Raw genomic sequence first — 25419 nt, forward strand, 5'->3', positions numbered from 1 at the left:
AGTTCTAATTAGAGAGGTTGCAAAACTACAATGTTTGTTTAGTATTTTGTCTATATAAAATAATAAAATTTTGTTATTTTGTTATTATGGAAAAGGATTTAAGCAATTATAGAAAATCATACGAAAAAGGAGAACTAGTATTAAATAAGGTGCCTGATAATCCTATGGAATTATTTCAAAAATGGTTTCATGAGGTTGACACACACTTTCCGCAAGATGAAACAAATGCTATGACTATTTCTACTATTGGTAAAGATGGTTTTCCTAAAAATAGGGTTGTTCTGTTAAAACGTTATACCTATGAAGGGTTTATATTTTTTACAAACTATAACAGTGAAAAAGGAAAAGCGATTGAATTAAATCCAAATGTTTGTTTATCCTTTTTTTGGGCAGGAGCAGAACGGCAAATTATCATAAAAGGGAAAGCAGAGAAAATAGCAGAAAATTTAAGTGATGGATATTTTGAATCTAGGCCAAGAGGTAGTCAGTTAGGAGCTTTAGTCTCTAATCAGAGCGCCGTTATAGAAAATAGAGCATATTTAGAAAATAAGCTTAAACTATTTGAAAAACAGTATGAAGGAAGAACTATTGATAGGCCGAAACATTGGGGAGGTTATTTAGTTAAGCCTGTAGAAATTGAGTTTTGGCAAGGTAGACCCAATCGATTACATGATCGTATTAGATATAGACTGGAGGAGGACTTTAGTTGGTTGACAAATCGATTATCTCCTTAATTTATACGTTAAATACTACTTTTTTAATTAAAAAAAGTGCATTTTACCGATTAAAAACTTATATATACGATTAAATGTTTGTTTTTAATCGGTTTTAACATTTTATTAACAGCCAATAGAACTTCTACTAGGTAAATTTAAAAGACCAAACCCAAATTTACCTAGCCATGAAGTTATTCCGTAAGATGACGCTTTTGGTTCTTGTCATGAGTATGACACTTTTTTCTTGTTCAACAGATAGTATTGAAGATGAAGTTGATGCTCTAGAATTAAAATTAACTGCGGCTTCAACCAAATCTATTGAAATTGAAATTTTAAACTTGATTAACGATTACCGCCTTTCAAAAGGTTTAAATCCATTAAGTGATATGGATATTATTAAATCTGTAGCCAATAGCCATACAGATTATATGGTTGAAAAGAACACAGTTTCTCATGATAATTTTTATGTGCGAAGCGACTATTTGAAATCTAATGCAGGCGCACAAAAAGTATCTGAAAATGTGGCGTATGGGTTTAGTACGGCAGAGGGTGTGGTTGACGCATGGATTGAGAGTGAGGCGCACCGCATTAATCTTGAAGGAGATTTTACAAATTTTGATATCTCTGCTGAAAAGAATGAAGATGGAAGGTGGTATTTTACCAATATATTTATTTCAATATAAATGTGTTGTAAATAGCATTTAAAATTTTTCTTAAGGGATTTGACCGAATTGAATGAACTCAATAAATCTTATGAAGTTCAAAAATATCACGGGTGAGACTATGCAATTGACTCAAATGCTGATCGTGGAATTTGAATTTGGAATGGTTCATAGAATTCCATTTATTTCAACTGACAATACTGAAAAAATAAAACTGTCGGATTCAATAACTGAACTAACCAAAATAAATTAATAACAACACGGCAATACCATGTAAAAAATTACTTTGCTCTTGCCTACTCGCAAAATCCTACGGATTTATCTCTGGGTCGTTACATTTTTAGTAAGCTAGTTGCTCAAACCCTCCACGATCCTTTAGCAAACAGATGGAGAATGACTGATGTAAGTAAAACAGACATTAAAAAAAACGTATTTAAGTCATAAAGATTAAATACGCTTAAGATGTTTTATAGTAAATAGTGTTGGTTATTTCATTTTGATAATAATAAACTCGGTACGTCTATTAAGTTGATGTTCAGCTTCGGTGCAATTGATGGTTCCATTACAACTATTAGTCAATTGACGCTCTCCAACCCCTTTATATTCAATGATTCTTGAAGCATCAATACCTTTTGATACTAAATAATAATAAGTAGAATAAGCTCTTTTTCCAGATAACTCATCATTGTATTCTAATGAACCTCTTGAATCGGTATGCGATTCAATTCTAATAACCATTTCAGGATATGTATTTACCATGAGATCAACGACCTTATCTAGTTCTAAAGCAGCGTCTGGTCTTATATTTGATTGGTCAAAATCGAAATAAATGATACCTAAATCAGCAAGAACAGGTACATCGGGAATGGGCGACAGTTTAATATCTCCTTTTATACTTTTTACCGAATTTTCTAAGTTTTTGGAAGTAATGTTCAAGAAATTCTGTTCATACTTTGGATGTGAAGCATTGAGCTTGTATTCTGAATTTCGATCAATATTTACTTGATAATAGCCATCTTCATCTGTTTTTAAGGACACTATTTCATTTCCTTCATTATCAAATAAAACAACTTGAGCATCTTCTATAGGTAAATTATTGAGTTCATCTTGAATATGGCCTTCAATTATTAATGGAGGTATTCTGTCAAAAGCATAAATATCATCACTGCCTATTCCGCCTTTTCTGTTAGACGCAAAGTAACCAGATAGACCATCGGTGCTCATAAAAAATGAAAAATCATCTTTACTTGAATTTACAGGAATGCCTAAGTTTAAAGCACTAACTAGTTGCCCTTCCTTGTCTTTAACTGTTCCAAACACATCGAGCAATCCTAAACCAGGGTGACCATCAGAAGAGAAGAACAGAACTCCTTCGTTATTAATAAAAGGAAATAGCTCGTCTTTATCTGTATTTACTATATACCCAACGTTTTGAGGTGTTCCGTATGAATTATCGGCGAGAATATCAACATAGTAAATGTCTGATCCGCCGTAACCGTTAGGCCTGTCTGAAGCAAAATATAGCTTTGATTCATCTTCATTTAATGCAGGATGCCCATTGGAATAATAGTTGCTATTAAAGGGGAGTTCCTCAATATTTGTCCATTTTCCATCAATTAGACTAGCCTTATAAATTTTTAAATTTGAAACACCGGCATTATTTTTACTTAACACATTTTTTAGAAAAGCTGTTCTAGAAAAGTACATGGTGTTACCATCTTTTGTCAAAGTGACAGGACCATCATGAAATGCTGAGTTTACTTTGCCTTTTAATTTTGATTTATGGTTAACAACACTATCATTTTTACTTTTTTCGGTGACGTAAACATCTAAAAATGGCTCATTATTCCATCCGTAAATATGTTTTCTTAAAACACCTTGATCTCGTGATGAAGCAAAATAAATAAGACCGTTATTTTCAATAGCACCAAAATCACTAAATTCAGAATTAAATTGAATAGCATTGTTCAAAAAATAGTGTTGCTTAGTATTGAATATGGAATTAATAAAATCTGAATCTTTTAGGAACTTTTGTTTATTAATTTTCCCTCCAGATTTTTTATAGCGCTTTAACCATGTGCGAGATGCTTTATAATTTTCAGTGCCCCTTAAAGCTTGGGCATAATAGTAATAATATTCAGTAGGAACATTTTTTTGTTCTATAGCTTTTTGATAATATATTACAGCACTATCAGGCATTCTCATATAAGCATAGCAATCTCCAAGACGCCTTGTGGCATAGTCAACATTATAGTTTTTATTAATGAGTTCTTTATAAACTTCTTTAGCGTCATAAAAAGCGAACTTATTAAAAAGATTATCGGCACGTTTTTGTTTACCACTTTGAGCCATAGAAACTATGTTAAGTAATAAAACTATAACAGTAAGTGTGTAATTCTTAATTTTCATTTGTGCTCTTTTTTTAGTTAAAACCATCAAACTTACATTGATTGTTATTCCATTTTAATAACAATGAATTGCGTACGCCTGTTTAATTGGTGAGCTTCCTCTTCGCAATTGGTGCCATCTTGACAACCATTGGTTAATCGTCGTTCACCAAAACCTTGATGTTCGGTTATTCTTGAGGGATCAATACCCTTTGAAATTAAGTATTCATAGGTAGCATTTGCTCTGTCTATAGATAGTCTGTCATTATATGTTAATTCTCCTCTAGAATCGGTATGCGATTCAATACGTATTACCATTTCAGGGTAGGTGTTTTGCATTAAATCAACAATCTTATCCAATTCAATTGCTGCATCTTTTCGAATGTTATGTTTATCAAAATCGAAGTAAATGGTATTTAATTCAGCCAGTTTGACTACATTTTGAATTGGGTTTAATAGCAGATTAGCTGTTATTGTAGTTAGTTCAATTTGAATGTTTTTTGAAGTAAACATTCTATAATCTTCAATATATTTATCTTGATTAGCTACAATTTTATAATCCTTATCTCTATCAATATTTATTTCGTAATAACCATCTTCATCCGTTTCTACATAGGCAATTTGTTGATTATTCTCATCAAATAGTGTAATTTTTGCATGAGGTATAGGTTTAGTATTAATGGCATCGGTTACCACGCCTTCTACATTTAATAATGGAACTCTATGATAGGCATAGATATCATCACTACCTTTTCCTCCAGTTCTGTTTGAAGCAAAATAGCCTGTAATGCCATTGGGATTCATGGTAAATGCAAAGTCATCTTTATTAGAATTAACAGGAACCCCTAAGTTTATAACATCTACAATGTTTTTTTCATTTTCTCCTTTTATAGTAGTGAAAATATCCAGTAAGCCTAAACCGGTATGCCCATCAGAAGAAAAGAATAAAACATCTTCGTTATTTATAAAAGGAAAGCCTTCTGCATTTTCTGTATTAACCACATTCCCCAGATTTCTTAAATTGATTAAAGAACCATCTGAATGTATATCAACCACCCAAATATCAGACCCTCCATAGCCTCCAGGTCTATCAGAGGCAAAATAGAGTTTGTTTTCATCTTTATTAAGAGCGGCATGTTGAGTAGAAAATTCATCGCCATTAATAGGTAAATCTTCAATATTTGTCCATTTATCATCTACCCATGTAGCACGATAAATTTTCATGTTGGTTAGCCCTTTTTTATCTTTAATTTCGGTATTCTTATTAAAGTTATTTCTTGAGAAATACATGGTTTTACCATCTTTTGTAATGGTGGCTGGACCATCGTGAAGAATGGAATTTACATCTCCAATAACTTTATTGGTGTGATCAACATTTGTTTTGTTGTTTACATCAGTAACATAGATATCAAGAAAAGGTTGCTCATTCCAACCGTACAGTCGTTTAACCGAAACGCCTTCATCACGCGAAGATGCAAAATACACTTTGCCATTATGCTCAAAAGCACCAAAATCACTATATTTTGAATTAAATCGTACACGGTCAAGAAAATATTGTTGCTTTGAACTAAATACACTGCTAATAAAGTTGATGTCTTTTGAAAAGTCATTGGTATTTACCACCCCACCAGAATCTTTAAATCGTTCTAGCCATTCTTGAGATTCCTCATATTTTTTTATACCGCGTAGTGATTGCGCATATTTATAGTAATATTCAATAGGAACTTTTTCTTGTTTAACCACGCTTTTATAATATCTCGCAGCATTTTTGGGGTCACGCATAAGGGCATAACAATCTGCTAATTTTCTGGTAGCGTAATCTTTATTGTAATTATTCTCAATAAGTTCTCTATATACCTTTGAAGCTTTTACAAAAGAAAATTTATTGAATAAGGTATCTGCTCTTTTCTGTTTTCCTTGTTGCCCAAATAGAGACACACTTAGGAAAAGAGCTAAACAAATGAAAATGTAGTTCTTTTTGTTCATGACAGATTGGGATTAAAAGTATCTAGGAGACTTGAGTTTTGAATTCATAAATTTGAACTCATAAATAAGTAAAATTTCATGTGTACCTGTTGTGTATCTGGCAATATCTGAAATTGGTTTTTCGTAAGCATATCCAATTCGCAATTGTCTTGAAATCTGAAAATCAACAATACCACCAACAGCAGCCGTTTGCTCATTAATTCTGTATGAACCACCAAGCCAGAATTTCTCGTTGAATAAAAAGTTGGCCGTTATATCATATGACATTGGGGCGCCATTGGTAGCCTTTATTAAAAATGCAGGTTTAAATTTTACTTTCTCACTTAAATCGACTACAACGCCTCCTGTGAAATAGTAACTAATACGTTCTAGGGCTTCATAACCATTCTTGTTATGTAAGTCATTGTTTAACACTCTTGGAGTCGATAATCCTAGGTAAAACCTATTAGTAGTATAGTAAGCCCCTAAACCTACATTGGGCGTCCACCTGTCTTCAGTACCATAAATTAAAGGGTCGTCAATATTGCCTGGATCCAACCTAAAATCTGAATCAAAACTAAATTGAGTAAAGCCTCCTTTGATACCAAAAGCTAGTTTTCCTTCTTTACCTACAGGAATGCCATATGAAAAATCAGCATAGAGATATGTGAAGTTTTGTGGCCCTAAATCATCTTCAATAAAAGATAAACCTAAACCTATTCTATCATTTCTAAGCGGTGTATGAATAGATAGTGTTTGTGTAATTGGCCCACCTTTAAAACCAACCCATTGGCTTCTGTGTAACCCGATAATACTTAAAGCTTCCCTACTTCCTGCGTAAGCAGGGTTTATGGCAATCGTGTTGTACATGTATTGAGTAAACTGTGGTAGCTGTTGTGTAAATCCAATAGCACAGCTAAACAATGCAATAGCGATTATATAATGTTTAGTACGTTTCATAGGTTAATGGTTTATTTGGTTCCTAGGTAAACAGGGCCTGTTAAAGGACTTAATCCACTATCTTTCAAGTTAATGATATAATAATACGTTCCGTTAGGTAATTTTCCAGCATTTCCGATGGCCGATTTTGGAGCAGAGCCATCCCAGTCACCCGAAATTCCAGAAGTTTCTGTGCTTCCCAAGGTATAATTGTCTGATTCATAAACTAAAGCCCCCCAACGGTTAAATATTTTAACTTCAGCAACAAATCCACATAAGTCAATTCCTGTGATATCAAAGGTGTCGTTTACACGATCACCGTTAGGAGTAACCGCTTTTGAAATTACAATATCATTTTCACCACATGGAAGCACCACACAATCGGCATGTATATTTAAATTGTATTCTGTAACACTAATACAACCTGCATCTGTTGTAGTATAGGCAAACTTATAATCAATTCCGCCATCACTTGGTAAAAAGTCTTCACCAATTTTAAGCTTTGTAGGGTTGAAAACACTTCCATCTAAAAGAGCGTTTAGATTTCCTTCTAAAAGCGTCCAAGTACCATTTCTATTTAGATTTCGTGGTAAATAGTCGTTCAATTCTACAATACCATCTTCAAAACATCTACTTTCAGCAAATTCTTCAGTAACCACTTCACTTAAGGTCACTGAGATGATTTGTACATAATCCTTAGAGTTGTCACAGTCATCTTTAACGGACCATGTTCTTACAATTTCATAATCTGTAGGTTCATTTTCATTAAATGAGTTTGTTTCATTAAACACTACTGTAACGTTTGAAGAACAATTATCAACGAACTCTAAATTTGGTATTTCAGGGATGTCTGTACAAATTACGTTTATCATACCTTCAAACGTAGTTGTTGGCACTGGTGCCGTTGTATCTTGAATGGTTATGATTTGTTTATGGCTAACAGTATTATCACACTTATCGGTTGCCATCCATGTACGCTCTATTAAGTAGTTTGAAGGACAGCTTCCATCAATTTTTGTTTCATTAAATGTAACGGATACATTACCACAAGAATTTGATGCTGTTAGTGTTTCCGAAGTTGGAATGGCATCACATTCTACTGTTACATCTGCAGGTAAAGTAGTTTGGTCGAATTTAGTACCTTGAACTGGTGTCAAAGTAAAATTGGCACTAACCTGAATGGTTTCGCAAACATCATCGATGGTCCATGTTACGGTAACTGTTCCACCCACACATAATTCAGGAATAGATACAGAAGCACTATTATTTGTTAATTCTGGAGAACAACCACCACCTAAATTAATATTGGTTGATTGAGTATTTACCCAATTAAGGAATGCTTGGTCAACGCCTACTTGATCATCAAACTCACAGGCATCAGCTGTATCATCAGAAGGACTAGTATAGCTTACTGCTTGCGGTTGTGTTAGGGTATAGGTAGCAGTAGGATTAGTAGAGCCACAGATATCTTCTACCGTCCAGGTAATGGTTACCGTACCTCCCGTACAGAAGTCAATAGACTGATTGGTAAAATCATGCGATACGCTCGGTGAACATCCCCCCGCTAAACTGCTATTAATACTATTAGTTTGTGCCGTTACCCAAGCTGCGATATCAGCATCCAGTGCATTTTGAGCTGCAGTAGGATCCGCATTATCAAACTCACAGGCATCCGCACTATCATCAGAAGGACTAGTATAGCTTACTGCTTGCGGTTGTGTTAGGGTATATGTAGCTTGAGGAGTAAAAGTTTCACAAATATCATCAATAGTCCAAGTAATTGTTACCGTACCTCCCGTACAGAAGTCGATAGACTGATTGGTAAAATCATGCGATACGCTCGGTGAACATCCCCCCGCTAAACTGTTATTAATACTATTAGTTTGTGCCGTTACCCAAGCTGCGATATCAGCATCCAGTGCATTTTGAGCAGCAGTAGGATCCGCATTATCAAACTCACAGGCATCCGCACTATCATCGCTAGGCGCATCATAGCTTACTACTTGCGGTTGTGTTAGGGTATATGTAGCAGTAGGATTAGTAGAGCCACAGATATCTTCTACCGTCCAGGTAATAGTTACCGTACCTCCCGTACAGAAGTCGATAGACTGATTGGTAAAATCATGCGATACGCTCGGTGAACATCCCCCCGCTAAACTGTTATTAATACTATTAGTTTGTGCCGTTACCCAAGCTGCGATATCAGCATCCAGTGCATTTTGAGCAGCAGTAGGATCCGCATTATCAAACTCACAGGCATCCGCACTATCATCAGAAGGACTAGTATAGCTTACTGCTTGCGGTTGTGTTAGGGTATAGGTAGCAGTAGGATTAGTAGAGCCACAGATATCTTCTACCGTCCAGGTAATAGTTACCGTACCTCCCGTACAGAAGTCGATAGACTGATTGGTAAAATCATGCGATACGCTCGGTGAACATCCCCCCGCTAAACTGCTATTAATACTATTAGTTTGTGCCGTTACCCAAGCTGCGATATCAGCATCCAGTGCATTTTGAGCTGCAGTAGGATCCGCATTATCAAACTCACAGGCATCAGCTGTATCATCAGAAGGACTAGTATAGCTTACTACTTGAGGTTGTGTTAAGGTATAGGTAGCTTGAGGAGTAAAAGTTTCACAAATATCATCAATAGTCCAGGTAATGGTTACCGTACCTCCCGTACAGAAGTCAATAGACTGATTAGTAAAGTTATGAGATACAGTTGGAGATCCACCTGTTAAACTATTATTGATAATGGTAGTTTGGGCCGCTACCCAAGCTGCAATATCAGCATCCAGTGCATTTTGAGCTGCAGTAGGATCCGCATTATCAAACTCACAGGCATCAGCATTGTCGTTTGATGGCGGTGTGAAATTAATACCATCAGGCTGAGTGAATGTATAGGTAGCTGTTGGATTAGTAGTCCCACAGATATCTTCCACTGTCCACGTAATAGTTATAGAACCAGACGCACAAAAAGAAATAGACTGATCTACAAAATTATGTGATACGTTAGGTGAACACCCACCCGCTAAACTGCTATTAATACTATTAGTTTGCGTCGTTACCCAAGCCGCGATATCAGCATCTAGGTTGGCTTGTGCTGTAGCAGGATTAGGATCATCAAATTCAGCAGCAATAGCACTATCATCGCTAGGCGCATCATAGCTTACTGCTTGCGGTTGTGTTAGGGTATATGTAGCAGTAGGATTAGTAGAGCCACAGATATCTTCTACCGTCCAGGTAATGGTTACCGTACCTCCCGTACAGAAGTCAATAGACTGATTGGTAAAATCATGCGATACGCTCGGTGAACATCCCCCTGTTAAACTGTTATTTATAATAGCTGTTTGATTAGTTACCCAAGCTGCAATATCAGCATCCAGTGCATTTTGAGCTGCAGTAGGATCCGCATTATCAAACTCACAGGCATCAGCTGTATCATCAGAAGGACTAGTATAGCTTACTACTTGCGGTTGTGTTAGGGTATAGGTAGCAGTAGGATTAGTAGAGCCACAGATATCTTCTACCGTCCAGGTAATAGTTACCGTACCTCCCGTACAGAAGTCAATAGACTGATTGGTAAAATCATGCGATACGCTCGGTGAACATCCCCCCGCTAAACTGCTATTAATACTATTAGTTTGTGCCGTTACCCAAGCTGCGATATCAGCATCCAGTGCATTTTGAGCTGCAGTAGGATCCGCATTATCAAACTCACAGGCATCCGCACTATCATCAGAAGGACTAGTATAGCTTACTGCTTGCGGTTGTGTTAGGGTATATGTAGCAGTAGGATTAGTAGAGCCACAGATATCTTCTACCGTCCAGGTAATAGTTACCGTACCTCCCGTACAGAAGTCGATAGACTGATTGGTAAAATCATGCGATACGCTCGGTGAACACCCCCCCGCTAAACTGTTATTTATAATAGCTGTTTGATTAGTTACCCAAGCTGCGATATCAGCATCCAGTGCATTTTGAGCAGCAGTAGGATCCGCATTATCAAACTCACAGGCATCCGCACTATCATCGCTAGGCGCATCATAGCTTACTGCTTGCGGTTGTGTTAGGGTATATGTAGCAGTAGGATTAGTAGAGCCACAGATATCTTCTACCGTCCAGGTAATGGTTACCGTACCTCCCGTACAGAAGTCGATAGACTGATTGGTAAAATCATGCGATACGCTCGGTGAACATCCCCCCGCTAAACTGCTATTAATACTATTAGTTTGTGCCGTTACCCAAGCTGCGATATCAGCATCCAGTGCATTTTGAGCTGCAGTAGGATCCGCATTATCAAACTCACAGGCATCAGCTGTATCATCAGAAGGACTAGTATAGCTTACTACTTGAGGTTGTGTTAGGGTATAGGTAGCAGTAGGATTAGTAGAGCCACAGATATCTTCTACCGTCCAGGTAATAGTTACCGTACCTCCCGTACAGAAGTCGATAGACTGATTGGTAAAATCATGCGATACGCTCGGTGAACATCCCCCCGCTAAACTGCTATTAATACTATTAGTTTGTGCCGTTACCCAAGCTGCGATATCAGCATCCAGTGCATTTTGAGCTGCAGTAGGATCCGCATTATCAAACTCACAGGCATCAGCTGTATCATCAGAAGGACTAGTATAGCTTACTACTTGAGGTTGTGTTAAGGTATAGGTAGCTTGAGGAGTAAAAGTTTCACAAATATCATCAATAGTCCAGGTAATGGTTACCGTACCTCCCGTACAGAAGTCGATAGACTGATTAGTAAAGTTATGAGATACAGTTGGAGATCCACCTGTTAAACTATTATTGATAATGGTAGTTTGGGCCGCTACCCAAGCTGCAATATCAGCATCCAGTGCATTTTGAGCTGCAGTAGGATCCGCATTATCAAACTCACAGGCATCAGCATTGTCGTTTGATGGCGGTGTGAAATTAATACCATCAGGCTGAGTGAATGTATAGGTAGCTGTTGGATTAGTAGTCCCACAGATATCTTCCACTGTCCACGTAATAGTTATAGAACCAGACGCACAAAAAGAAATAGACTGATCTACAAAATTATGTGATACGTTAGGTGAACACCCACCCGCTAAACTGCTATTAATACTATTAGTTTGCGTCGTTACCCAAGCCGCGATATCAGCATCTAGGTTGGCTTGTGCTGTAGCAGGATTAGGATCATCAAATTCAGCAGCAATAGCACTATCATCGCTAGGCGCATCATAGCTTACTACTTGCGGTTGTGTTAGGGTATATGTAGCAGTAGGATTAGTAGAGCCACAGATATCTTCTACCGTCCAGGTAATAGTTACCGTACCTCCCGTACAGAAGTCGATAGACTGATTGGTAAAATCATGTGATACGCTCGGTGAACATCCCCCCGCTAAACTGTTATTTATAATAGCTGTTTGATTAGTTACCCAAGCTACGATATCAGCATCCAGTGCATTTTGAGCTGCAGTAGGATCCGCATTATCAAACTCACAGGCATCAGCTGTATCATCAGAAGGACTAGTATAGCTTACTACTTGCGGTTGTGTTAGGGTATAGGTAGCAGTAGGATTAGTAGAGCCACAGATATCTTCTACCGTCCAGGTAATAGTTACCGTACCTCCCGTACAGAAGTCAATAGACTGATTGGTAAAATCATGCGATACGCTCGGTGAACATCCCCCCGCTAAACTGCTATTAATACTATTAGTTTGTGCCGTTACCCAAGCTGCGATATCAGCATCCAGTGCATTTTGAGCTGCAGTAGGATCCGCATTATCAAACTCACAGGCATCCGCACTATCATCAGAAGGACTAGTATAGCTTACTGCTTGCGGTTGTGTTAGGGTATATGTAGCAGTAGGATTAGTAGAGCCACAGATATCTTCTACCGTCCAGGTAATAGTTACCGTACCTCCCGTACAGAAGTCGATAGACTGATTGGTAAAATCATGCGATACGCTCGGTGAACACCCCCCCGCTAAACTGTTATTTATAATAGCTGTTTGATTAGTTACCCAAGCTGCGATATCAGCATCCAGTGCATTTTGAGCTGCAGTAGGATCCGCATTATCAAACTCACAGGCATCCGCACTATCATCAGAAGGACTAGTATAGCTTACTACTTGAGGTTGTGTTAAGGTATAGGTAGCTTGAGGAGTAAAAGTTTCACAAATATCATCAATAGTCCAGGTAATGGTTACCGTACCTCCCGTACAGAAGTCGATAGACTGATTGGTAAAATCATGTGATACGCTCGGTGAACATCCACCCGCTAAACTGTTATTTATAATAGCTGTTTGATTAGTTACCCAAGCTGTGATATCAGCATCCAGTGCATTTTGAGCTGCAGTAGGATCCGCATTATCAAACTCACAGGCATCCGCACTATCATCAGAAGGACTAGTATAGCTTACTGTTTGCGGTTGTGTTAGGGTATATGTAGCAGTAGGATTAGTAGAGCCACAGATATCTTCTACCGTCCAGGTAATAGTTACCGTACCTCCCGTACAGAAGTCGATAGACTGATTGGTAAAATCATGTGATACGCTCGGTGAACATCCCCCCGCTAAACTGCTATTAATACTATTAGTTTGTGCCGTTACCCAAGCTGCGATATCAGCATCCAGTGCATTTTGAGCTGCAGTAGGATCCGCATTATCAAACTCACAGGCATCCGCACTATCATCAGAAGGACTAGTATAGCTTACTGCTTGCGGTTGTGTTAGGGTATATGTAGCTTGAGGAGTAAAAGTTTCACAAATATCATCAATAGTCCAAGTAATTGTTACCGTACCTCCCGTACAGAAGTCAATAGACTGATTAGTAAAGTTATGAGATACAGTTGGAGATCCACCTGTTAAACTATTATTGATAATGGTAGTTTGGGCCGCTACCCAAGCTGCAATATCAGCATCCAGTGCATTTTGAGCTGCAGTAGGATCCGCATTATCAAACTCACAGGCATCAGCATTGTCGTTTGATGGCGGTGTGAAATTAATACCATCAGGCTGAGTGAATGTATAGGTAGCTGTTGGATTAGTAGTCCCACAGATATCTTCCACTGTCCACGTAATAGTTATAGAACCAGACGCACAAAAAGAAATAGACTGATCTACAAAATTATGTGATACGTTAGGTGAACACCCACCCGCTAAACTGCTATTAATACTATTAGTTTGCGTCGTTACCCAAGCCGCGATATCAGCATCTAGGTTGGCTTGTGCTGTAGCAGGATTAGGATCATCAAATTCAGCAGCAATAGCACTATCATCGCTAGGCGCATCATAGCTTACTACTTGCGGTTGTGTTAGGGTATATGTAGCAGTAGGATTAGTAGAGCCACAGATATCTTCTACCGTCCAGGTAATAGTTACCGTACCTCCCGTACAGAAGTCGATAGACTGATTGGTAAAATCATGTGATACGCTCGGTGAACATCCCCCCGCTAAACTGTTATTTATAATAGCTGTTTGATTAGTTACCCAAGCTGCAATATCAGCATCCAGTGCATTTTGAGCAGCAGTAGGATCCGCATTATCAAACTCACAGGCTTCAGCTGTATCATTACTAGGGGCATCATATGTTACTGGAGGAGATTCCACATTTATAATTTGGTCATAAGTTTCTGCATTCCCACAGGCATCGGTAATGGTATAAGTTCTGGTAACGACAATAGGACAGGTACCAGAGGCACTATCAGAGCTAGTTACTATTAAATCAGTATCATTGGTACAGGCATCCGCAATAGAAAGTCCGAGGGCTTCAAGAGCGGCTACGGTGTTAACTGGCGCTGTGGCATCAGTAGCTAGACATCCTTCCACGGTAGACTCAGCAATAGTTCCCGATATGGTAGGCGGGGTATCATCATCTACATTTATGATTTGGTCATAAGTTTCTGCATTCCCACAGGCATCGGTAATGGTATAAGTTCTGGTAACGACAATAGGACAGGTACCAGAGGCACTATCAGAGCTAGTTACTATTAAATCAGTATCATTGGTACAGGCATCCGCAATAGAAAGTCCGAGGGCTTCAAGAGCGGCTACGGTGTTAACTGGCGCTGTGGCATCAGTAGCTAGACATCCTTCCACGGTAGACTCAGCAATAGTTCCCGATATGGTAGGCGGGGTATCATCATCTACATTTATGATTTGGTCATAAGTTTCTGCATTCCCACAGGCATCGGTAATGGTATAAGTTCTGGTAACGACAATAGGACAGGTACCAGAGGCACTATCAGAGCTAGTTACTATTAAATCAGTATCATTGGTACAGGCATCCGCAATAGAAAGTCCGAGGGCTTCAAGAGCGGCTACGGTGTTAACTGGCGCTGTGGCATCAGTAGCTAGACATCCTTCCACGGTAGACTCAGCAATAGTTCCCGATATGGTAGGCGGGGTATCATCATCTACATTTATGATTTGGTCATAAGTTTCTGCATTCCCACAGGCATCGGTAATGGTATAAGTTCTGGTAACGACAATAGGACAGGTACCAGAGGCACTATCAGAGCTAGTTACTATTAAATCAGTATCATTGGTACAGGCATCCGCAATAGAAAGTCCGAGGGCTTCAAGAGCGGCTACGGTGTTAACTGGCGCTGTGGCATCAGTAGCTAGACATCCTTCCACGGTAGACTCAGCAATAGTTCCCGATATGGTAGGCGGGGTATCATCATCTACATTTATGATTTGGTCATAAGTTTCTGCATTCCCACAGGCATCGGTAATGGTATAAGTTCTGGTAACGACAATAGGACAGGTACCAGAGGCACTATCAGAGCTAGTTACTATTAAATCAGTATCATTGGTACAGGCATCCGCAATAGAAAGTCCGAGGGCTTCAAGAGCGGCTACGGTGTTAACTGGCGCTGTGGCATCAGTAGCTAGACATCCTTCCACGGTAGACTCAGCAATAGTTCCCGATATGGTAGGCGGGGTATCATCATCTACATTTATGATTTGGTCATAAGTTTCTGCATTCCCACAGGCATCGGTAATGGTATAAGTTCTGGTAACGACAATAGGACAGGTACCAGAGGCACTATCAGAGCTAGTTACTATTAAATCAGTATCATTGGTACAGGCATCCGCAATAGAAAGTCCGAGGGCTTCAAGAGCGGCTACGGTGTTAACTGGCGCTGTGGCATCAGTAGCTAGACATCCTTCCACGGTAGACTCAGCAATAGTTCCCGATATGGTAGGCGGGGTATCATCATCTACATTTATGATTTGGTCATAAGTTTCTGCATTCCCACAGGCATCGGTAATGGTATAAGTTCTGGTAACGACAATAGGACAGGTACCAGAGGCACTATCAGAGCTAGTTACTATTAAATCAGTATCATTGGTACAGGCATCCGCAATAGAAAGTCCGAGGGCTTCAAGAGCGGCTACGGTGTTAACTGGCGCTGTGGCATCAGTAGCTAGACATCCTTCCACGGTAGACTCAGCAATAGTTCCCGATATGGTAGGCGGGTATCATCATCTACATTTATGATTTGGTCATAAGTTTCTGCATTCCCACAGGCATCGGTAATGGTATAAGTTCTGGTAACGACAATAGGACAGGTACCAGAGGCACTATCAGAGCTAGTTACTATTAAATCAGTATCATTGGTACAGGCATCCGCAATAGAAAGTCCGAGGGCTTCAAGAGCGGCTACGGTGTTAACTGGCGCTGTGGCATCAGTAGCTAGACATCCTTCCACGGTAGACTCAGCAATAGTTCCCGATATGGTAGGCGGGGTATCATCATCTACATTTATGATTTGGTCATAAGTTTCTGCATTCCCACAGGCATCGGTAATGGTATAAGTTCTGGTAACGACAATAGGACAGGTACCAGAGGCACTATCAGAGCTAGTTACTATTAAATCAGTATCATTGGTACAGGCATCCGCAATAGAAAGTCCGAGGGCTTCAAGAGCGGCTACGGTGTTAACTGGCGCTGTGGCATCAGTAGCTAGACATCCTTCCACGGTAGACTCAGCAATAGTTCCCGATATGGTAGGCGGGGTATCATCATCTACATTTATGATTTGGTCATAAGTTTCTGCATTCCCACAGGCATCGGTAATGGTATAAGTTCTGGTAACGACAATAGGACAGGTACCAGAGGCACTATCAGAGCTAGTTACTATTAAATCAGTATCATTGGTACAGGCATCTGCAATAGAAAGTCCGAGGGCTTCAAGAGCGGCTACGGTGTTAACTGGTGCTATGGCATCAGTAGCTAGACATCCTTCCACGGTAGACTCAGCAATAGTTCCCGATATGGTAGGCGGGGTATCATCATCTACATTTATGATTTGGTCATAAGTTTCTGCATTCCCACAGGCATCGGTAATGGTATAAGTTCTGGTAACGACAATAGGACAGGTACCAGAGGCACTATCAGAGCTAGTTACTATTAAATCAGTATCATTGGTACAGGCATCCGCAATAGAAAGTCCGAGGGCTTCAAGAGCGGCTACGGTGTTAACTGGCGCTGTGGCATCAGTAGCTAGACATCCTTCCACGGTAGACTCAGCAATAGTTCCGATATGGTAGGCGGGGTATCATCATCTACATTTATGATTTGGTCATAAGTTTCTGCATTCCCACAGGCATCGGTAATGGTATAAGTTCTGGTAACGACAATAGGACAGGTACCAGAGGCACTATCAGAGCTAGTTACTATTAAATCAGTATCATTGGTACAGGCATCCGCAATAGAAAGTCCGAGGGCTTCAAGAGCGGCTACGGTGTTAACTGGTGCTGTGGCATCAGTAGCTAGACATCCTTCCACGGTAGACTCAGCAATAGTTCCCGATATGGTAGGCGGGGTATCATCATCTACATTTATGATTTGGTCATAAGTTTCTGCATTCCCACAGGCATCGGTAATGGTATAAGTTCTGGTAACGACAATAGGACAGGTACCAGAGGCACTATCAGAGCTAGTTACTATTAAATCAGTATCATTGGTACAGGCATCCGCAATAGAAAGTCCGAGGGCTTCAAGAGCGGCTACGGTGTTAACTGGCGCTGTGGCATCAGTAGCTAGACATCCTTCCACGGTAGACTCAGCAATAGTTCCCGATATGGTAGGCGGGGTATCATCATCTACATTTATGATTTGGTCATAAGTTTCTGCATTCCCACAGGCATCGGTAATGGTATAAGTTCTGGTAACGACAATAGGACAGGTACCAGAGGCACTATCAGAGCTAGTTACTATTAAATCAGTATCATTGGTACAGGCATCCGCAATAGAAAGTCCGAGGGCTTCAAGAGCGGCTACGGTGTTAACTGGTGCTGTGGCATCAGTAGCTAGACATCCTTCCACGGTAGACTCAGCAATAGTTCCCGATATGGTAGGCGGGGTATCATCATCTACATTTATAATTTGTGTGGCTTGTGACTGGTTACCACAATCGTCTTCTATAGTGTATGTTCTAGATATTACAATTGGGCATGTTCCAGATACATTATCTGAACTACTAACAATTAAATTAACGTTGTTAGTTGCGTCATCACTAATTATAAAGCCTAAAGCTTCTAAAGCTGCAACAGTTGTTTCTGCTATTGGAGCATCACTAGCAGAACAGCCTTCAATAGTTGTGATTACAGAGCCTGTTATTGAAGGAGGGGTATCACTTATAACTAATTGTTCTGATGCGGAACTAATATTGCAGGGTGAAATCCCGTCTGGGTCTGTAACAGTCAAGGTTACTGTGTAAGTTCCTCCTGTTGCGTACAAATGGCTTGGGTTTGCTTCTGTACTGGTATTACCACCATCGCCAAAATCCCACAAATATGTAGTGTTAGGTCCTCCGTTACTAGTATTACTGGTAAAATCTACCAGTAGATTACACGAACCACCAGCTCCAGGTGAGGTTGATAACGTGGATGCTGTAACACCATCTCTAAAAGTAATAGGGATATCAGAATAAACATCAACATAGGTGTTTAAGCAATCTTGACTTAAAGGTACTCTTACATTGATTCTTAAAATATAGTCCCCAGGTACACTAGCAGTAATCGTTGTAATAGCTGAGTCATCGGGCGAAAATGTTATAGTTCCAGGACCAGAAATTTGTTCCCAACTATAGGTTGGGATGCCATCAACAAAACCATTCAGTTCAATTTCAATATCTAAGGGTTCATTACAAACTTCATTTCCTGTACCACTAATTACATCAAAATCAGGATCTAATTGAATAGTTCCTCCTTGTTCAATAACTTCAGAAAAAGTAACACATACATTTCCGACTCCACTACAAGCAGAGTATTCAATAGCACCAATAATTAATCTTTTGGTGTTACTACAATTGTTTCCCGTAGAACCAATAGCGCCTGTTTGGTCATCTGTATCAGCAGTATCTTCAATGACTATGGCAGTATTCTCGGCTAAAATTAAGTCAACGTTATTTTGATCCCATAAAATATGAGCCCCATCTTGAATAATTATACGGTTAATAGTATTAGGTATTATGGTAGTAGAATATAAAATTATATCTATTCCATTAGGGATAGTTATAGTACCTGTACAACCAGTATTTCCAATCCAAGTAACGAGTTCTTGTCCTGTTATTTCTCCATCATTATTTAAATCTGTTGATGAGTTTACAGTACAATCAGCATGTGCTTGAGAAATACTCAAAAAAAGAAAAACAATTACAAACAAAACTTGTTTTATTTGTATAGTTGCTTTCGGAGTTAGATTTAGGGTAATTGTTTTCATAAGCCTAAAGGTTAGAAACTTTATAATATAGTTGACACTAAGAACTAATATTAGTCACTTAGTAGCCTCTAATGTTATTAACAATAAGTAATAGTTTGTAAGGGAAAAACTGAAAACTTTATTCCGTTGGGAGCCAACGGACCATTGAAAGATGTCATTAGATTTGGGGTCATAATTTTAAACTTTTTAAATTGTAGGTATAACAAATGAACTCATAAGGTTATTTTTCTTCAAAAAAAAATGTTAAATAGCTTATAAACTCGATTAAGAGTCAGGTTATTAGAGTTCTCTCTTTTAAAAAGCGTTAAAATATTATCCTGTTCTGCTTTGCACAAATGTTAATTTTTGGTTATTCATTGACTATAGTATTGGTTTTCTAACTAAATTTATTCAACAAATAACTTCATTTTTATCGAATAAAACAACTTTTTGTCGATAAAAAATGCGTTTAATCGATATTTATGAAAACATTAATTTTAGTAAGACACGCTAAATCATCATGGGAATTTGATGTGATTGACCATGAAAGACCTTTAAATAATCGAGGTTTTAATGATGCTGATCTGGTTTCAAAGGTTTTAAAAATGAGTAAATTAAAGGTAGATAAGCTTATATCAAGTGATGCTGTAAGGGCTAAAACAACAGCAGAGTTTTTTATTGAGAATCTCCCTGTTAATAAAAACATTGTAAGCTATGATTATGATTTATATGATTTTTCAGGAGAGAGTTTAGTAAAAGTTATTCAGGAAACAGATGATTCTGTTGATGAACTTATGGTATTTGGTCATAATCACGCTATAACGCATTTTGCAAATACTTATGGTAGTATTTATATAGAAAATGTGCCTACATGTGGTGTGGTTATTTTTCAGTTTGATATTGAAACTTGGAACACATTAAAACTGGGTAAAACAATAAAAACCTTATTTCCTAAAGATTTAAAATAAAAAAGCTATGATTATTTGAACGCAATAGGTATACAAATACAGAATCTATTTAAGATAATTAAACCAGAGTTGTGTGGTTTATGATAAGCCCTTTGATTTTAGATTGTATTTTAAATTGATAATAATTTCATATTGTTTAAGCCTAAATATTTATCTCAAATAGAATATATTTGTTTAGTTATTAACGTTAATAGTCATTAAATGACCAAACCTGATATTGCAACAAATAATAGTTATATAAATAGAGAAATAAGCTGGCTTCAATTTAATGCTCGAGTTTTACAAGAGGCACAGGATGAGAGTGTTCCATTAATCGAAAGATTACGTTTTTTAGGCATATTTTCAAATAATCTTGATGAGTTTTTTAAGGTGCGTTATGCCACTGTAAAGCGTATAGTAGAGGCTGGCCGAGCCGGGAAAAATCAGCTAGGAGGTATTGGAGCAAAAGAATTATTAGAGATTATAACACAAATAGTTATTGATCAACAGAGCGAAAGCTCTGAGATTTTAAATGACATAAAGGACGAGTTGTGTCAGGAAAACATCAATATTATTGATGAAACACAGATTAATCACCAACAACATGATTTCATAAAAGAATATTTTTTTAAAAAGGTAAGTCCTGCGTTAGTGACCATTATTTTAAATGATGATGTTGTATTACCAAACTTAAAAGATAGTGCAGCATATTTGGCGGTTAAAATGCTGATGCCTCATAACAAAAAACAGTTTGCATTAATTGAAATTCCTAAGTCCATAAATCGATTTGTTGTATTACCCAAGCAAAACTCAAAGGATTACATTATAATCATAGACGATTTATTACGATATTGTTTAGGTGATATCTTTAATATTTTTGATTACACAGCCATTTCAGCACATATGATCAAAATTACGCGTGATGGCGAGTTAGATTTTGAAAGTGATTTAAGTAAAAGTTTTATTGAGAAAATATCCGACAGTGTAAAACATAGGGAAGTAGGAGAACCCGTTCGGTTTGTATATGACAAAACTATTCATGATGATACCCTACAGTATTTAATGTCTAAAATGGGAATTGATGATACAGATAGTGTCATTCCTGGCGGACGATACCATAATAGACGAGATTATATGGGGTTTCCTAGTTTAGGAAGAACCGATTTAATGTATAAGAAAATTGAAGCCTTACCCGTAAAAGGATTAAGTTTACAGGATAGTATCTTTAAAGCTATAGCAAAGAAAGATTATTTACTTTATGCACCTTACCAAACATTTTCATATGTAGTTAAGTTTTTGCGTGAAGCAGCCTTAGATCCTAAAGTAAGAACCATAAAAATCACCATCTACCGCTTAGCCGAAATATCTCATATAGCCAGCTCTTTAATAAACGCAGCCATAAATGGAAAGTCTGTTACGGTTTCTATAGAACTCAGAGCTCGGTTTGATGAACAGGCTAATATTGATTATGCACAGCAAATGGAGGAAGAAGGCGTTAATTTAATATTTGGAGTTGCTGGCCTTAAAGTACATAGTAAAATGTGTGTTATTGAAAGAGAACAGGGTAAAAAACTAAAACGCTATGGTTTTATAAGTACAGGGAACTTTAACGAATCAACAGCCAAGATATATACAGATCATACGCTTTTTACATCCAATCAAAAGATTTTAAAAGATGTCAGTAAGATATTTGAATTCTTTGAGGCTAATTATAAGATACATACATATAAACATTTAATTGTTTCCCCGCATTATACAGAAAAGACCATCTTTAAACTTATAGATAACGAAATTGAACAAGTTAAAAACGGTAAGGAAGGTATTATCAGATTAAAAATGAATAGTATCTCTTGCTATCCTATGATTGATAAATTATATGAAGCGAGTAGGGCAGGTGTAAAAATACAAATGATAGTTCGCGGACTCTGTTGTTTAATTCCTGGTGTAAAAGGTATGAGTGAAAACATTGAGGTAATCAGTGTGGTAGATAAATTTTTAGAACACTCCAGAATTTATATTTTTGGAAATAATGGTAACTCTAAATTGTATATTTCAAGTGCTGATTGGATGACGCGAAATATTTATAATAGGGTAGAAGTGAGTTGCCCTATTTATGATGAAGACATTAAAAAGGAAATCATTGATACCTTCAATATTTCTTGGAATGACAATGTAAAGGCAAGAATTTTAGACGACACACAAGAAAATAGATATAGAAAGAATGATAACGAAAAAGTAAGATCACAATACGCCATTTATGATTATTATTTACAAAATTTAAACAATTAATATGCTCTCAATAAAGAAATACGCTGCTATAGATATTGGATCAAATGCTGTTAGATTACTCATCTCTAACATTATTGAGCAAAAGGGTAAACCTGTTCAATTTAAAAAAAACTCATTAGTTAGGGTTCCAATTCGTTTAGGGGCAGATGTATTTCTTAAAAATAGAATATCAAAAGAGAATACACAGCGTATGCTTGATACTATGTTAGCGTTTAAGCTGTTAATGAAATCTCACAGAGTAGTTAAATATAAAGCTTGTGCCACATCTGCAATGAGGGAATCTGCAAACGGACAAATGATTGTTGATATGGTTTCAGAAACAGCGGGAATCAATATTGATATTATTGGAGGAGAGGAAGAAGCTGCCATTATTGCTGCTACAGATTTAAATAAATTTGTAGACCCTAATAAAACGTATTTGTATGTTGATGTAGGTGGGGGAAGTACAGAGTTTACAGTTATTGATCAAGGCAAACAAGTAGTCTCAAGGTCGTTTAAAATAGGTACTGTAAGATTACTGAATGACATGGTGAAAAATGAAGATTGGCAGGATTTAAGGCATTGGATTGCTCATAATGCTCAGGGGTATGATAATATTTCTGTTATGGGCTCTGGAGGGAATATCAATAAAATATTCAAAATTTCTGGAAAAGCTTTGGGTAAGCCTCTTTCATACTTTTATATGACATCATACTATAACACCTTACAAAGCTATTCTTATGAAGAGCGTATTACAGAATTAGATTTAAACCAAGACAGAGCCGATGTTATCATTCCTGCTATGCGAATTTATTTGTCTGCCATGAAATGGAGTGGAGCAAAAAATATCTACGTTCCAAAAATCGGATTAGCCGATGGTATTATAAAAAGTATATACTATGATACGGTTTCAAGCAATACACAGTAAATTATTGCATTTTACCTTTTAAAATTGTTTGCTTTTGCGTTTATAGCATATATTGGTCTCATTATTAGTTACATCCCAAATCTATTAATAATGAATTAAGTCGAATTTTTGTAACCGTTTTCTGACCTAATTACATCTGATAGATTTCTTAAATGATTAACAGATGAAAAAATTATTTCTCATTACAGTCGGCTTGTGTTTTTCATACTTTGGTTTTGCACAAGATTTAAAACTACAAAACGCAAATGACTCTATTATTCCGAAACCTAAAGGTAGTTCATTTCAAGGAGTTAACTACGGCGTAAGGGGAGGTTACAATATTTCTAATTTAGATTTTGAGGAGGTTCCTAACTTTGAAAATAAACACCGTAATAGTATTTATATTGGTTTTTTTGCTAATATAGGATTTTCTAGAGCCATATCTTTAGTTCCTGAATTGCAGTTTTCGGCAGAAGGTGCTAAATCAGAACCCTTACATTTAGACTATATTCAAGCTCCTGTTTTACTCAGATTAAGATTAAGTGAAAAATTTCACTTGTCTTTGGGGCCGCAAGTAGGGCTTAAGGTGCATAAAGAAGATGACAAAGTAAACAACTTTGCTTACTCTGGTGTTGGCGGTCTTGAATATAAAATCAACTACGCTCTTTTTGTTGATGCCAGATATACTTATGGTTTTAGAAATGTATTTAATGAAAATGTAGGACTTTCAGCAAAAAACAGAAATGTTCAAATAGGTATAGGGTATAGGTTTTAACCATGCACCTTTTCTGAAGTTCCTAAGTTACTCATAATTTTAGCTTCATATTCAAGAAGTTGCTGCCATTTGGTGTCAACTTCTTTTTTGTTTCCGTACTGTCTTGCAAATCCTAAAAACATAGTGTAGTGGTTTGCTTCACTTACCATAAGATTTCTATAAAAAGTAGCCAATTCTTTATCGGCTAACTCTTCAGATAAAAGCCTAAAACGTTCACAACTTCTGGCTTCAATAAGTGCCGCATATAATAATCTATGCACCAATTGGTCGGTTCTACTACCGCCTTTAGGAAAGAATTTTAATAATTCAATAACATAGTCATCCTTTCTATCTCTGCCTAAAGTCCATCCGCGTTCTAAAATTTTATCATGTACCATTTTAAAATGGCTAATCTCTTCTTTAACCAGCGCTACCATTTCTTGCACTAATTCTGTATATTCAGGGAAACTTACAATAAGCGAAATGGCCGTACTGGTTGCTTTTTGTTCACAGAAAGCGTGATCTGTGAGTATTTCTTCAATGTTTTTTTCAACGATATTAACCCAGCGCGGGTCGGTTGGTAATTTTAATCCTAGCATGATTTAAATGGTGTTGGGTAAAGTATTCACTTGCTGAATATTAACTATGCCGTATTTATTTATAGAGATCCTAAAATCTTTAAATACAGAGGTGTTAACAATGTTAAAGGCTGTATTTAGGTATACAAACTCTTCGTTGGAGGCTTCAAAATCAATCCAAACAAATTGCATGACAGCACGATTCCAAAAGGCAGCTGTTTCAAAATCCTTAAAAGAGGCTTTATTAAGCGTTACGCTATGTTTTTTATGTTCTCCGTTTTGAATATTTATAGTAGCTTCAAAGTTTTTAAAATAGGTTTCATCTTCTGTGTTATTAATTTTGGAGCCAACAAAAACACTATCTTTTTGTGAATAGTAATGAATCTTTATTTTAAAACCATTATTCAGTACTGTGTCTGTGACTATTTGAACTGGATTTTCAGGGATGATATGAATTTCTTTTGAAAATGCTTCTTTTAGATTCAGTTCGGTTAATACTTCAGCTTTGGACTTAAATTTTCTATACCTACCATCACAGCTTAAAGCCAAAATAGCAATAATTATAGTGAAGTATAGTTTAGTAACCATATGTTTTACAGC

Annotated in this window: 14 protein-coding genes; 6 read left to right on the forward strand and 8 right to left on the reverse strand. The window is 37.3% G+C overall.

All coding sequences use genetic code 11. From position 1 onward, the window contains the following. Positions 1-86: 86 nt before the first annotated feature. Together pdxH and KFZ70_RS12835 are read left to right on the forward strand one after the other, a co-directional pair. Entirely contained in the window at positions 87-734 is a 648-nt protein-coding gene (gene pdxH / locus KFZ70_RS12830; protein WP_139698720.1) for a pyridoxamine 5'-phosphate oxidase, read from the forward strand. 167 nt (positions 735-901) lie between these two features. After that, positions 902-1399, forward strand: a complete 498-nt coding sequence (locus KFZ70_RS12835) for a CAP domain-containing protein (RefSeq protein ID WP_139698719.1) — start codon at positions 902-904, stop codon at positions 1397-1399. A 465-nt stretch (positions 1400-1864) separates the two neighbouring features. Here KFZ70_RS12835 and KFZ70_RS12840 read toward each other — a convergent pair whose 3' ends face one another. Genes KFZ70_RS12840 through KFZ70_RS12865 form a run of 6 tightly spaced genes read right to left on the reverse strand, consistent with a single transcriptional unit; the run spans position 1865 to position 19386 of the window. Continuing rightward, entirely contained in the window at positions 1865-3787 is a 1923-nt protein-coding gene (locus tag KFZ70_RS12840; protein WP_139698718.1) for an OmpA family protein, read from the reverse strand. A 44-nt stretch (positions 3788-3831) separates the two neighbouring features. Continuing rightward, positions 3832-5751 (reverse strand): OmpA family protein, encoded by a 1920-nt coding sequence (locus KFZ70_RS12845; RefSeq protein ID WP_139698717.1) that lies wholly within the window; start codon positions 5749-5751, stop codon positions 3832-3834. 12 nt (positions 5752-5763) lie between these two features. After that, positions 5764-6690, reverse strand: coding sequence for a type IX secretion system membrane protein PorP/SprF (locus KFZ70_RS12850; RefSeq protein ID WP_139698716.1), 927 nt, complete (start codon positions 6688-6690; stop codon positions 5764-5766). A gap of 11 nt (positions 6691-6701) precedes the next feature. Next, positions 6702-16100: a gliding motility-associated C-terminal domain-containing protein gene (locus KFZ70_RS12855; RefSeq protein ID WP_407515567.1), complete on the reverse strand. Its 9399-nt coding sequence runs from the start codon at positions 16098-16100 to the stop codon at positions 6702-6704. After that, positions 16085-17179 (reverse strand): hypothetical protein, encoded by a 1095-nt coding sequence (locus tag KFZ70_RS12860; protein WP_407515569.1) that lies wholly within the window; start codon positions 17177-17179, stop codon positions 16085-16087. The genes KFZ70_RS12855 and KFZ70_RS12860 overlap by 16 nt, the downstream gene beginning before the upstream one ends. Beyond that, entirely contained in the window at positions 17164-19386 is a 2223-nt protein-coding gene (locus KFZ70_RS12865) for a PKD domain-containing protein (RefSeq protein WP_407515571.1), read from the reverse strand. Before KFZ70_RS12865 ends, KFZ70_RS12860 begins: the two co-directional genes overlap by 16 nt. Positions 19387-19847: 461 nt before the next feature. On the opposite strand from KFZ70_RS12865, the gene KFZ70_RS12870 reads away from it, so the two are divergent. The 4 genes from KFZ70_RS12870 to KFZ70_RS12885 all read left to right on the forward strand — a co-directional run bounded on the left by KFZ70_RS12870 (position 19848) and on the right by KFZ70_RS12885 (position 24262). Then, positions 19848-20333 (forward strand): histidine phosphatase family protein, encoded by a 486-nt coding sequence (locus KFZ70_RS12870; RefSeq protein ID WP_139698710.1) that lies wholly within the window; start codon positions 19848-19850, stop codon positions 20331-20333. Positions 20334-20534: 201 nt separating this feature from the next. After that, entirely contained in the window at positions 20535-22601 is a 2067-nt protein-coding gene (gene ppk1, locus KFZ70_RS12875) for a polyphosphate kinase 1 (RefSeq protein WP_139698709.1), read from the forward strand. A 1-nt stretch (position 22602) separates the two neighbouring features. Then, complete coding sequence (locus KFZ70_RS12880; protein WP_139698708.1) at positions 22603-23508, forward strand: Ppx/GppA phosphatase family protein; 906 nt, start codon at positions 22603-22605, stop codon at positions 23506-23508. Between the two features lie 163 nt (positions 23509-23671). Next, complete coding sequence (locus KFZ70_RS12885; RefSeq protein ID WP_139698707.1) at positions 23672-24262, forward strand: porin family protein; 591 nt, start codon at positions 23672-23674, stop codon at positions 24260-24262. On the opposite strand, the gene KFZ70_RS12890 is transcribed toward KFZ70_RS12885, so the two are convergent. Together KFZ70_RS12890 and KFZ70_RS12895 are read right to left on the reverse strand one after the other, a co-directional pair. After that, positions 24259-24840, reverse strand: a complete 582-nt coding sequence (locus KFZ70_RS12890) for a tRNA-(ms[2]io[6]A)-hydroxylase (RefSeq protein WP_139698706.1) — start codon at positions 24838-24840, stop codon at positions 24259-24261. The two genes, KFZ70_RS12885 and KFZ70_RS12890, sit on opposite strands and share 4 nt — an antisense overlap. Positions 24841-24843: 3 nt before the next feature. Then, positions 24844-25407 (reverse strand): hypothetical protein, encoded by a 564-nt coding sequence (locus KFZ70_RS12895; RefSeq protein ID WP_139698705.1) that lies wholly within the window; start codon positions 25405-25407, stop codon positions 24844-24846. Positions 25408-25419: the final 12 nt, after the last annotated feature.

It is taken from the genome of Allotamlana fucoidanivorans (genome assembly GCF_045788535.1).
Lineage (GTDB): Bacteria > Bacteroidota > Bacteroidia > Flavobacteriales > Flavobacteriaceae > Allotamlana > Allotamlana fucoidanivorans.